The organism is Planomonospora parontospora, from assembly GCA_014647935.1.
GTDB classification, from domain to species: Bacteria; Actinomycetota; Actinomycetes; order Streptosporangiales; family Streptosporangiaceae; genus Planomonospora; species Planomonospora parontospora.
This window is the reverse complement of the sequence record BMQD01000002.1, coordinates 317,041-329,614: the sequence shown is the minus strand read 5'-3', so window position 1 is coordinate 329,614 and position 12,574 is coordinate 317,041. Positions and strand designations below refer to the sequence as shown.

The window sequence follows — 12,574 nt, the reverse complement described above, 5'->3', positions numbered from 1 at the left end:
GACGGGACCCCTTCGCCGACGGCGGCGCGGCCCTCCGCGCCCGACCAGATTGGACTTCGATGCATTCGCTGACAACCGCCGCGGATCCGCTGGCGGGATACGCACCCGGCGAGTCGGTGCTCTTCTCCTCGCCGGGCGGCACGCTGCTCACCCGCGGCGTGCGCACCGTCGTCGGCGGTGAACTCGGCTCCCTGCCGGAACGGGTGGCGGCCGCGCTCGGCTCGGACGGTACGGCGAGCAGGACGGCGAGCGGAACCGCGGACACCGCGACGGGCAGGGCCGTGAACGGAACCGCCGCCGAGATGGCGGACGGGGCCGGGAGCAGGGTGGCGGCCGGGGCGATCGGGTTCGACGGCGCGGCGCACCTGGTCGTCCCGGCCGCCGCCACCTGGTCGGGCCCGCTGGAGCCGGTCGCGGCGGCCCCGCGCGGCGGCTGGCGGGTCCGGCCGGTCCCGGCCCCGGAGGACTACCGCAAGGCCGTGCGGCGGGCGGTGGAGATCCTCCAGAGCGCGGACGACGACCCCGACGGCCTGCGCAAGGTGGTCCTCGCCCGGACCCTCGAACTCGACGGCGACGGGCCCCTCGACCTGCGCGAGCTGCTGCGCCCCCTGGCCGGGCGCGACCTGTCCTTCGCCGCGCCGCTGCCCGGCGGCCGCACCCTCATCGGCGCCAGCCCCGAGCTGCTCGTCTCGCGCCGGGGCCGGACCGTGCTCTCCAACCCCCTCGCCGGCTCCGCGGCCCGCAGCGCCGACCCCGCCGAGGACCGCCGCCGCGCCGAGGCGCTGACCGCCTCCGCCAAGGACCTGTACGAGCACCGCCTGGTCGTGGAGGCGGTCGCCGACGCGCTCCAGCCGTACTGCGCGCACCTGGAGGTGCCGTACACCCCCGAGCTGACCTCCACCGAGACGATGTGGCACCTGTCCACGCGCGTCACCGGCGTGCTGCGCGATCCCGGCACCCCCGTCCTCGCGCTCGCCGCCGCCCTGCACCCCACCCCGGCCGTGTGCGGGACGCCCCGCGCCGCGGCCCGGCGGGTGATCGAGGAGCTGGAGCCGTTCGACCGCGGCGCCTACACCGGCCTGGTCGGCTGGACCGACGCGGCCGGCGACGGCGAGTGGGCGGTGACCATCCGCTGCGCCGAGGCCGCGGAGCGGACCCTGCGGCTCTTCGCGGGCGCCGGGATCGTCCCCGGCTCCGACCCCGAGCGGGAACTCGCCGAGACCTCCGCCAAGTTCCGGACCATGCTGCGAGCCCTGGGAGTGAGCACCGATGCACTGGCCTGACGACGTCGCCGCCCGTTACCGCGCCGCCGGATACTGGCGGGGTGAGACCTTCGGCGGCCTGCTGCGCGACCTCGCCGCCCGGTACGGCTCCCGCCCCGCGCTGATCTCCCCCGGCCTCCCCGGCTCCCCGGCCGCCCGGTGGACCTTCCGGGACCTGGACGAGCGGGCCGACCGGCTCGCCGCCGGGCTGCACGCCGCCGGGATCCGGCACGGCGACCGGGTCGTCCTGCAGCTGCCGAACGTGCCCGAGTTCCACCAGGTCTGCTTCGCGCTCTTCCGGATCGGCGCGCTCCCGGTCTTCGCGCTGCCCGCGCACCGCTCCGCGGAGATCTCCTACTTCTGCGAGTTCACCGAGGCCGCCGCCTACGTCTGCCCGGACGAGGAGCACAAGGCGTACGCCCCGGGCACCCGCGCGTTCACCCTGGCCGACCTGGCCGGCCTGTCGGCGCCTTCGGGGACCGACCCGGTGGAGCCACCCGGCCCCGGTCCCGGCCCCGGCGACCTCGCCTTCCTGCAGCTGTCCGGCGGCAGCACCGGCCTGCCCAAGCTGATCCCGAGGACCCACGACGACTACATCTACAGCTTCCGGGCCAGCGCGGAGATCTGCGAGCTGACCCCGGAGAGCGTCTACCTGTGCGCGCTGCCGGCCGCGCACAACTTCCCGATGAGCTCCCCCGGCGTCTTCGGCGCGCTCAGCGCCGGGGCGGCCAGCGTGCTGGCGCCCGACCCCAGCCCCGGCACCTGCTTCCCGCTGATCGAGCGGGAGCGGGTCACCATCGCCGCGCTGGTCCCCCCGCTCGCGCTGGTCTGGATGGACGCCGCCGCCTCCGGCGGGCACGACCTGTCGAGCCTGGAGGTGCTCCAGGTCGGCGGGGCCAAGTTCAGCGAGGAGGCGGCCAAGCGGGTCGGCCCCGAGCTGGGCTGCACGCTGCAGCAGGTCTTCGGCATGGCCGAGGGGCTGGTCAACTACACCCGGCTGGACGACCCCGAGGACGTGATCGTCTCCACCCAGGGCCGTCCCATCTCCCCGGACGACGAGATCCTCATCCTGGACGACGAGGGGAACGAGAGCGACCACGGCCACCTGCTGACCCGCGGGCCGTACACGATCCGCGGCTACTGGCGGGCCGACGAGCACAACAGGACCGCGTTCACCGAGGACGGCTTCTACCGGACCGGCGACATCGTCCGGCGCGCCGAGGGCGGTTACCTCGTCGTCGAGGGCCGGGCCAAGGACCAGATCAACCGGGGCGGCGAGAAGATCGCCGCCGAGGAGGTCGAGAACCACCTCCTGGCCCACCCGGCGGTCCGCGACGCCAGCGTGGTCGCCGTCCCCGACCCCTACCTGGGCGAGCGCACCCGCGCCTACCTGATCTGCCGCGGCGAGGCGCCGAAGAAGGCCGAGCTCCGGGCCTTCCTCCGGGACCGCGGCATCGCCGCCTTCAAGATCCCGGACATGTTCGAGTTCGTCGACGCCTTCCCGCAGACCGCGGTCGGCAAGGTCAGCAAGCGCCACCTCCGCGAAAGGACCTGACAGACCATGGCGATCCCCCAGATCCAGCCGTACCCGATGCCGGACGACCTGCCCGCCAACCGGGTCGAGTGGCGCCCCGACGCCCGCCGCGCCGTCCTGCTCGTCCACGACATGCAGAACCACTTCGTGCGCGCCTTCACCCCCGGGCAGTCGCCGCTGGTCGAGCTGATGTCCAACGTCCTGGCGCTGCGCGAGCACTGCGCGGCGCTGGGCGTGCCCGTCGTCTACTCGGCGCAGCCCGGCGGGCAGAGCGCCGAGCAGCGCGGCCTGCTCCTCGACTTCTGGGGCGACGGCATCGGCCCGGACCCGCACGACGCCCGGATCGTCGACGAGCTGGCGCCGCGCGAGGGCGACGTGCTGCTCACCAAGTGGCGCTACAGCGCCTACCAGCGGACCGGCCTGGCCGAGCTGATGGGCTCCCTCGGCCGCGACCAGCTGATCGTCTGCGGGATCTACGCGCACATCGGCGTGCTGATGACCGCCTGCGAGGCGTTCATGCGGGACGTGCAGCCGTTCGTGGTCGCCGACGCGGTCGCCGACTTCTCCGCCGAGCACCACCGGATGGCCCTCGACTACGCCGCCCAGCGCTGCGCCGTCACCGTCACCACCCGGCAGCTCAGCCGCGCCCTCACCCGGGAGGTGGCCGGTGTCTGAGACCGCCGTACGGCTCCGCGCCGAGATCGCCGAACTGCTCTACGTGGACCCCGAGGAGCTGGAGTTCGACGAGAACCTCATGGACGCCGGGCTGGACTCCATCCGGGTGATGACCCTGATCGAGCGGTGGCGCCGCGAGGGCGTCGAGCTGACCTTCGCCGACCTGGCGGAGAAGCCCACCGTCGCGGCCTGGGCGGAGCTGCTGAGTTGAGCGCTTCCGAGTCGAGTCCCGCCGGGCCGGGCACCGCCAGGCCCGGCACCGCCAGGTCGAACACCACCGGGCCGGGCACCGTCGGGTCGAGCGCCGTCGGGTCGAGCGCCGTCGGGTCGAGCGCCGTCGGGCCGGGTTCCGAGACCTTCCCGCTCACCGGGGCGCAGGCGGGCATCTGGTTCGCCCAGCGCCTCGATCCCGGCAACCCCGTCTACAACACCGCCGACCGGGTCGACATCCACGGCACGCTCGACCCGGCGCTGTTCGAGCGGGCGCTCCGGCGCGGCCTGGCCGAGGCCGAGCCGCTGCGCCTGCGCTTCACCGAGGAGCCCGCCCAGTACCTGCCGGAGTGCGACTCGCTGCGCGACTCCATCACCGTCCTCGACCTGCGCGGCGAGACCGACCCGGACGCCGCCGCCGAGGCGTGGATGCGCGCCGACGTGCGCACGCCGGTGGACCCGGTGGACGGCGGCGCCGACGGCTCCCTGTCCCGCCACGCCCTGCTGCGCCTGGCCGACGACCGGTTCACCTGGTACCTGCGCGTGCACCACCTGCTGATCGACGCCTACGCGATGTCGATGCTGGTCGGCCGGGTCGCGGAGATCTACAGCGCGCTGGACGGCGGCCTGCCGAGCGGCCCGAGCCCGTTCGGCGGGCTGGCGCCCGTGCTGGAGGAGGAGGCCGCCTACCTCGGCTCCGAGCGTCACTCCAAGGACCGGGCCTACTGGCTCGGCCTGCTGGACCGCGCCCCCGAGCCCGCGGGCCTGGCGGGCGCGCCCGCGCTCTCGGCGCGCGAGGTCGTACGGCACCGCGAGGAACTGCCCGCCACCGGGCACTGGGAGGCGCTCGCCCGCGAGACCCGGGCGACCTGGGCCGAGGTGGCCGCCGCAGGCGTCGCCGTCTACCTCGGGCGGCTCACCGGGAGCACCGACGTGCTGGTCGGCCTGCCGCTGATGAACCGGTCCGGCGCCGCGCTGCGGGTGCCGTGCCTGACCGTCAACGTGCTCCCGCTCCGGCTCGACGTGCGCCCCGGCGTCCCCCTCGGCGACCTGGTCCGCCAGACGGCCCGGCGGATGGCCGAGGCCCGCCGCCACTCCCGGTACCGGATCGAGGAGCTCCGCCGCGACCTCGGCCTGTCCGGTTCCTCGCGGGCGCTGTTCGGCCCGCTGCTCAACATCAAGCCGTTCGCGTCCGACGTGAAGTTCGGCCCGCTCCCCGCCACCGTGCGCAACCTCGCCGCCGGACCCGTCGACGACCTGGCCGTGGCGCTCCTGCTCGACGGCGACCGTCTCACGCTCGAACTCGACGGCAACGCCGCCCTCTACTCGGAGCGGGACCTCGCCGTCCACGCCCGGCGGCTGGCCCGGCTCCTGTCGGCCCTGGCCGACGTCCCGCCCGGCACCCCGATCGGCCGCCTGCCCCTGCTCACCGAGGAGGACGAGGCGGCCCTGCCCACCGCGTCCGCCGCGGCCGCCACCGGGCCGCGCACCGTCGTCGAGGTCTTCGACGAGCGGGTACGGCTGACGCCCGGCGAGCGGGCGCTCGTCTGCTCGGGCGAGGAGCTGACCTTCGGCGAGCTGGGCCGCCGGGCCGACCGGCTGGCCCGGCGGCTGGTCCGGGAAGGGGCCGGGCCGGAGCGGATCGTGGCGCTGGAGCTGCCGCGCTCGGCCGACCTGGTGGTGGCGCTGCTCGCCGTACTGAAGAGCGGCGCCGCGTTCCTCCCGGTCGACCCGGCCTACCCGGCCGACCGGCGGGAGTTCATGCTCTCCGACGCGCGGCCGTCGATCGTGGTCACCCCGGAGTGGCTGGCCGCGGGCACCGCAGACTCCCCGCCCCGCACCGGTCTCCCGGAGTCCGCGGGCACCGCGGACTCCCCGCCCCGCACCGCGCTTCCGGGCACCGCGGGGACCCGGCCCGGTGACACCGGGGAGGCCCCGGGCGCCGCCCTCCCCCTCCCCAGGCCCGACGACGCCGCGTACGTGATCTACACGTCGGGGTCGACCGGCCGCCCCAAGGGCGTGGTCGCGACCCACCGGGGCCTGGCCGCCCTGTTCGCCAGCCACCGCGAGCGGCTGTTCCCCTCCGGAGATCGGGCCGGTGAGCGGCTCCGGGTGGCGCACACCGCGTCGTTCTCGTTCGACGCCTCCCTCGACCCCGTCCTGTGGATGGTCGGCGGGCACGAGCTGCACCTGCTCGACGACGACACCTACCGGGACCCCGAGGCGCTGACCGCCTGCGTCCGCGAGCTCGGGATCGACTACCTCGACCTGACCCCGTCCCACCTGAAGGAGATGCCCGCCCTGCTGGCGGCGCCGCCGCGGATCGTCGTGGTCGGCGGCGAGGCCGTGCCCGAACCGCTCTGGCGGCGCCTGCGAGAGAGCGGCGCGCTCGCGGTCGACCACTACGGTCCCACCGAGGCGACCGTCGACGCCTACACCCGGCTCGGCGACGGCACCGAGGGCCCCACCCTCGGGACCCGCGCCCACGTGCTCGACCACGCCCTGCAACCGGCCCCGCCCGGGGTCGCGGGCGAGCTGTACCTGTCCGGGGACGGCCTGGCGCGCGGCTACCTCCGCCGCCCGGAGCTGACCGCCGAGCGGTTCGTGGCCGGGCCGGGCGGCTCGCGCCTGTACCGGACCGGCGACCGGGCCCGCTGGACCGCCGACGGGCGGCTCGAACTCCTCGGCCGCACCGACGACCAGGTCAAGGTACGCGGCGTCCGGATCGAGCCCGGCGAGATCGAGGCCGTGCTGGAGGAGCACCCCGGTGTCTCCGCCGCCGCCGTGGCCGTCCGCAGCGGCAGGCTGGTCGCCTACGCGGTGCCCGCCGGGGAGTCCGCCGGCCCGGACACCACGGCCGCACCGGCCCTCCGGGAGACCACGGCCGCGCCGGACACCACGGCCGTCCCCGCCGCGGACCCCGCGACCGCGGGAGCCACCGGGTCCCGGCAGGCCGCCGGGCTGCGCGAGTTCGCCGCGTCCCGGCTCCCGACCGGGATGGTGCCCTCGGCCGTCGCCTGGCTGGACGCGCTGCCCCGCACCCCCAGCGGGAAGCTGGACCGGGCCGCCCTGCCCGAGGTCGACGCCGCGACGCGGCGGAGCCGGGAGCCGGAGAACGCCTCCGAGCACGCCATGCGCGAGCTCTTCCGCGAGGTCCTGGGGGTACCCGGGGCCGGGGTGGAGGACGGCTTCTTCGAGCTCGGCGGCCACTCGCTGCTCGCCGCGCGGCTGGCCGTACGGATCAGGGAGACCTTCGGCGTCCGGATGCCGATCGCGACGATCTTCGAGGCCCCCACGGCCGCCGGGCTCGTCGCCCGGCTGCCCTCCGGCCACACCGCCCGGCCGCCGCTGCGGCCCCGGCGCCGGCCCGATCCGGTCCCGCTCTCGTCCGCGCAGGCCAGGCTCTGGTTCCTGTACCGGATCGAGGGTCCGAACCCGACCTACAACATCCCCATCGCGCTGCACCTGCCCGGCCCGGTGGACCGTACCGCACTGGAGGCCGCGCTCGGCGACCTGGTGGCCCGCCACGAGGTGCTGCGCACGGTCTTCCCCGAGCGCGACGGCGTTCCCTGCCAGCGGATCCTGGAGCCCGGACCGGTGCCGCTGCCCGTCTGGCAGCCCGGCGAGCACCTGGCCGAGGCCGTCCGGACCGTCGCGCGCCGCGGATTCGACCTGGCCGTCGAGACCCCGTTCCGGGCCCACCTGCTCCGGGGCCGCGACGGGAACAGGAGCGGTGACGGTGCCGGGGACGGCGCGGAGCACGTGCTGGTGCTGGTGCTGCACCACATCGCCGGCGACGGCTGGTCGACGGAGCCGCTGGTCCGCGACCTGCTGACCGCCTACGAGGCCCGCAGGGCGCACCGGGCGCCCGCGTTCGAGCCGCTGCCGGTGCAGTACGCCGACTACGCGCTCTGTCAGCGCGAGCTGCCCGACACCGACCTGTCCCACTGGACCGAGGCCCTCGCGGGCCTGCCCGACCGGCTGGAACTGCCCGCCGACCGGCCCCGGCCGGCGGTGTCGAGCGGCGCGGGCGGTACGGTCCCCGTCCGGTTCGACCCCGGTCTGACCGCCGGGATCGAGGCGCTCGCCCGGGCGAACCGTGCCAGCGTCTTCATGGTGCTGCACGCCGCCCTGGCGGCCCTGCTCACCCGGCTCGGCGCGGGCACGGACATCCCGATCGGCACGCCCGTGGCGGGCCGGGGCGACAGCGCGCTGGACGACGCCGTCGGCTTCTTCGTCAACACGCTCGTGCTGCGCACCGACACCTCCGGCGACCCGGCCTTCACCGAGCTGCTCCGGCGGGTGAAGGAGACCGACCTGGCCGCCTTCGACCACGCCGAGACGCCGTTCGACCGGCTGGTCGAGGTCCTCAACCCGCCCCGGGCCCGCAACCGGCACCCGCTGTTCCAGGTGATGCTGGTGCACCAGGACGCCCCGGCTCCGGGCGTGGAGGTGGTGCACACCGGCACCGCCAAGTTCGACCTGACCCTCAACCTCGACCGGTCCGGCTCCGGATTCCTGGAGTACAGCACCGACCTGTTCGACCCCGGGACCGCCCGCTCCATCGCCGAGCGGCTGGTCCGCCTGCTCTCGGCCGCCGTCGCCGACCCGGACCGCCCCGTCAGCGGGCTCGACATCCTCAGCGGGGCCGAGCGGCGGACGCTGATCGAGGGCTGGAACGGGGACCTGGTCAGCGAGCCGGGCGCCACCCTGCCCGAGCTGTTCGAGGCGCAGGCCCGCCGCACCCCGGACGCCGTGGCCGTCACCGCCGCCGGGACGGAGCTCACCTACGCCGAGCTGAACGCGCGGGCCAACCGGCTGGCGCACAAGCTCGCCGCGCACGGCGCAGGGCCGGAGCGCATCGTGGCGCTCGCGCTGCCCCGGTCGGCGGACCTGGTGGCCGCGCTGCTCGCGGTGGTCAAGACGGGAGCCGCCTACCTGCCGCTGGACCCGACCTACCCGGCCGACCGGCTCGACTACATGATCTCGGACGCCGCGCCGGTCTGCGTGGTCGACCCCGGCTGGCTGGAGGACCTGGACGACTGGCTCGACCACGACCCCGAGCGGTCCCTGGCGCCGGGCAACGCCGCGTACGTGATCTACACCTCAGGCTCGACCGGCCGGCCCAAGGGCGTGCTCGTCACGCACCACAACGTGGTCCGGCTGCTGTCGGCCACCGACCACTGGTTCGGCTTCGGTCCCGACGACGTGTGGACGCTCTTCCACTCCTACGCCTTCGACTTCTCGGTGTGGGAGCTGTGGGGCGCGCTGCTGTACGGCGGGCGCCTGGTCGTGGTCCCCTACGAGGTGAGCAGGTCCCCCGAGGACTTCCTCGGCCTGCTGGCGCGCGAGCGGGTCACGGTGCTGAACCAGACCCCGTCGGCGTTCTACCAGCTGGTCGCGGCCGACGACGGGCGCGAGCTGGCGCTGCGGTACGTGGTGTTCGGCGGGGAGGCGCTGGAGCTGGCCCGGCTGTCGGACTGGTACGCCCGCAGGCCCGGCCCCGCCGGACCCGGCCACGAGCCCGGCCCGGCGCAGAGCCCACCGCGCCCGAGCCCGGCGCAGAGCCCACCGCGCCCGAGCCCGGCGCAGAGCCCACCGCGCCCGAGCCCGGCGCAGAACGGCCCGCTGCTGGTCAACATGTACGGCATCACCGAGACGACCGTGCACGTCACGCACATGCCGCTCTCCCCGGACCACCGGGAGGGCAGCCTCATCGGCCGCGGCATCCCCGATCTCCGGGTCTACCTGCTGGACGGCACCCTGCAGCCGGTGCCGCCGGGGGTCGTGGGCGAGATGTACGTGGCCGGCGACGGCCTGGCCCGCGGCTACCTCGGACGGCCGGAACTGACCGCCGAGCGGTTCGTCGCCGACCCGTACGGCCCGCCCGGCACGCGCATGTACCGCTCGGGCGACCTGGCCCGCTGGAGGCCGGACGGCACCCTCGACTACGTCGGCCGCGCCGACCAGCAGGTCAAGGTGCGCGGCTTCCGGATCGAACTCGGCGAGATCGAGGCGGCGCTGCTGCGCCACCCCGCGGTCGGGCAGGCCGCGGTGATCGTCCGCGAGGACAGGCCGGGCGACAGACGCCTGGTCGCCTACGCCGTACCGGCCACGGTGCCGGGCGGCGTGCTCGACGCCGCCGAGCTGCGCCGGTTCGCGGCGCAGGCGCTGCCGGACTACATGGTGCCCTCGGCGGTCGTGGAGATCACCGCGCTCCCGCTCACCGTCAACGGCAAGCTCGACCGCCGGGCGCTGCCCGCGCCCGCCGCGCCCGCCGCGGAGGGGCGGCCTCCGGCCACACCCCTGGAGGAGACGCTCTGCGGGCTCTTCGCCGAGGTGCTCGACCTGCCCCGGGCGGGCGCCGACGACGGCTTCTTCGAGCTGGGCGGGCACTCGCTGCTCGCCGTACGGCTGGTCTCCCGGATCCGGGAGGTCCTCGGCGCCGAGGTGACCATCGGCGCGCTCTTCGAGGCGCCCACCCCGGCCGGGCTGGCCGCCCTCGTCCAGGGCGAGGACGGCGGCACGGGCGTCGACCCGCTGGCGGTGCTGCTGCCGCTGCGCGAGACGGGCTCGGCCCCGCCGCTGTTCTGCGTGCACCCGGCGGGCGGGCTGAGCTGGTGCTACAGCGGCCTGATCCGGCATCTGCCGGACCGGCCGATCTACGGCCTGCAGGCCCGCCACGACCCGCTGCCCTCCTCCCTGCGGGAGCTCGCGGCCGACTACGTGGCGCGGATCCGCGAGGTCCAGCCGGAGGGGCCGTACCACCTGCTGGGCTGGTCCACCGGCGGCATCATCGCGCAGGAGATGGCCGTGCAGCTCCGGCTGGCCGGACAGGGCGTCGCACCGCTGGCGATCCTGGACGCCTACCCGGCCGAGGGCATGCGGGACCTGCCGCCCTCCGACGAGGCCGAGGCCCTGGAGGCGCTGCTCACCATGGGCGGCTTCGCCCCGGACGCCGCGTCCACTCTGGAGGGCGCGATCGAGGTGCTGCGCCGGGAGGGCAGCCCGCTGGCGGGCCTGCCGGTGGAGACGCTCCGCTCGCTGCGGGACCTCTACCTGAACACCAACCGCCTGGTGCGGAAGCTCGACACCCGGGTGTTCGACGGCGACGTGCTGTTCTTCCGCGCCACCGTCGACACCATCGACGACACCCTCACCCCGAACACCTGGCGGCCCCACGTCAGCGGCATGATCGACGCCCACGACGTGGCCTGCAGCCACAAGGACATGACCCGGCCGGGACCGATCGCCGAGATCGGCGCGATCGTCGCGGCCCGACTCCGGGAGCGCAACCGATGAACCCCTTCGACGACCCCGACGGCGAGTTCCTCGTCCTGGCCAACGACGAGGAGCAGCACTCCATCTGGCCGTCGTTCGCCGCCGTCCCCGACGGCTGGGCGGTCCGCTTCGGTCCCGAGGCGCGCGCCGCCTGCCTGGCCTACGTCGCCGCGCACTGGACCGACCTGCGTCCCCGGAGCCTGACCCGTTGAACGAGCCCGCTTCTCCGAACGACCGCCCGGCGGGTGACGTCGTGGCGACGGCCGCTCCCCCGGCACCCCCTCCCCCGGTGCCCGGCCCGGTGGACGACGGACCGGCGGGGGCGGGCCGGGCCGCGCGGTGGGCCGTACCGGTCGTCTACGTGACGGCCATGTGCATGAACGGCCTGGACGCGACGATCGTCAACCCGGCGCTGTTCTCCATCGCCACCGACCTCGGCGTGGGCCCGGCCGCGGCGAACCTGGTGGAGGGCTCCTTCCTGGCCAGCCTGGCGGTGTCCATGCCGGTGGCCGGGTGGCTCTGCGACCGGTACGGCGCGGCGCGGGTGTTCCTCGCCGCGCTGGCGCTGTTCACCGCGGCGTCGGCGCTGTGCGGGCTGGCCTGGAACCTGGACTCCCTGGTGGGATTCCGGGTGCTGCAGGGCGTCGGCGGCGGGGTGCTGACCCCGGCCGGCATGACGATGCTGTTCACCGCGTACGCCCCCGAGGAGCGCATGCGGCTGTCGCGGTACATCGTCGTGCCGACGGCGCTGGCACCCGCGCTGGGACCGGTCCTCGGCGGGCTGCTGGCCGACCACCTCTCCTGGCGGTGGGCGTTCCTGCTCAACGTGCCCTTCGGCGTGGCCGCGGTGCTCCTGGGACTCGCGGCCGTCCGCGTCCCCTCCCCCGGAGCCGGTACGGCGGGCCGGTTCGACCTGCGCGGCCTGCTGGCCCTGTGGGTGCTCAAGGACCGCGGCTTCCTGCGCGGCGCCGCGGCGGCGTCCCTGGCGGCGGCGGGCCTGATGGGCATGCTCTTCGTCTTCCCGCTGATGTACCAGGACGCGCTGGGCGCCTCGGCCTCGGACGCCGGGCTGGTGCTCTTCCCCGAGGCGCTGGGGTTGATGGCCGCCGGGTTCGCCGTCGACCGGGTCTGCGCCCGGTGGGGCGAACGGCGGGTGACGGCGCTCGGCCTGCTCGGCGGCGCGGCGCTGTTCGCGGCGCTGGCCCTGACCGCCCCCGGCCCCTGGACGCTGAGAGCGATCATGTTCTCGGTGGGGCTGGTGCTCGGGCACGCGGTGACGGCGGTCCAGATCTCCGCGTTCGACGACGTCGCCCCGGAGGTGATGGGCCGGGCCATGACCCTGTTCCAGTCGCTGCGCATGCTCGGCGGCGCACTGGGCGTGGGCCTGTGCGCCCTCGCGATCCCCGTCGGCTATCCGGCCGCGCTGCTGGTCGCCGCCGCCTTCCTCGCGGCGGCGTTCCTGGCCGCCGCGCTGATCGCGCCCACCGTCCGCCCGGCGGACGGCTGACCGCGCCCACCGTCCGCCCACCGTCCGCCCACCGTCCGCCCGGCGGACGGCCGACCGGCCCGCGGAGCGGCCTCCGGTCCTGCCGCGGGAGGCGCACGCCGTACA

At 75.6% G+C, this 12,574-nt stretch carries 7 protein-coding genes; all 7 read left to right on the top strand.

Annotated features, from left to right (window positions below; genetic code table 11):
* Window positions 1-59: 59 nt before the first annotated feature.
* Genes IEZ07_RS04540 through IEZ07_RS04510 form a run of 7 tightly spaced genes read left to right on the top strand, consistent with a single transcriptional unit; the run spans window position 60 to window position 12,469 of the window.
* Entirely contained in the window at window positions 60-1,283 is a 1,224-nt protein-coding gene (locus IEZ07_RS04540; RefSeq protein ID WP_191893617.1) for an isochorismate synthase, read from the top strand.
* Window positions 1,270-2,817, top strand: coding sequence for a (2,3-dihydroxybenzoyl)adenylate synthase (locus tag IEZ07_RS04535; RefSeq protein ID WP_191893616.1), 1,548 nt, complete (start codon window positions 1,270-1,272; stop codon window positions 2,815-2,817). Before IEZ07_RS04540 ends, IEZ07_RS04535 begins: the two co-directional genes overlap by 14 nt.
* A gap of 6 nt (window positions 2,818-2,823) precedes the next feature.
* Window positions 2,824-3,471: an isochorismatase family protein gene (locus IEZ07_RS04530; protein WP_068897512.1), complete on the top strand. Its 648-nt coding sequence runs from the start codon at window positions 2,824-2,826 to the stop codon at window positions 3,469-3,471.
* Entirely contained in the window at window positions 3,464-3,682 is a 219-nt protein-coding gene (locus tag IEZ07_RS04525) for a phosphopantetheine-binding protein (RefSeq protein WP_068897513.1), read from the top strand. The genes IEZ07_RS04530 and IEZ07_RS04525 overlap by 8 nt, the downstream gene beginning before the upstream one ends.
* Entirely contained in the window at window positions 3,679-10,983 is a 7,305-nt protein-coding gene (locus tag IEZ07_RS04520; protein ID WP_191893615.1) for a non-ribosomal peptide synthetase, read from the top strand. Before IEZ07_RS04525 ends, IEZ07_RS04520 begins: the two co-directional genes overlap by 4 nt.
* The gene (locus IEZ07_RS04515) at window positions 10,980-11,174 is read left to right on the top strand and encodes an MbtH family protein (RefSeq protein WP_068897514.1); all 195 of its coding nucleotides are present in this window, start codon (window positions 10,980-10,982) and stop codon (window positions 11,172-11,174) included. Before IEZ07_RS04520 ends, IEZ07_RS04515 begins: the two co-directional genes overlap by 4 nt.
* Entirely contained in the window at window positions 11,171-12,469 is a 1,299-nt protein-coding gene (locus tag IEZ07_RS04510; RefSeq protein WP_191893614.1) for an MFS transporter, read from the top strand. Before IEZ07_RS04515 ends, IEZ07_RS04510 begins: the two co-directional genes overlap by 4 nt.
* Window positions 12,470-12,574: the final 105 nt, after the last annotated feature.

What these genes read in the sequence shown, in the direction of transcription:
- IEZ07_RS04540 (WP_191893617.1), top strand. Translation starts at nt 60, where the DNA reads ATGCATTCGCTGACAACCGCCGCGGATCCGCTGGCGGGATACGCACCC.
- IEZ07_RS04535 (WP_191893616.1), top strand. Translation starts at nt 1,270, where the DNA reads ATGCACTGGCCTGACGACGTCGCCGCCCGTTACCGCGCCGCCGGATAC.
- IEZ07_RS04530 (WP_068897512.1), top strand. Translation starts at nt 2,824, where the DNA reads ATGGCGATCCCCCAGATCCAGCCGTACCCGATGCCGGACGACCTGCCC.
- IEZ07_RS04515 (WP_068897514.1), top strand. Translation starts at nt 10,980, where the DNA reads ATGAACCCCTTCGACGACCCCGACGGCGAGTTCCTCGTCCTGGCCAAC.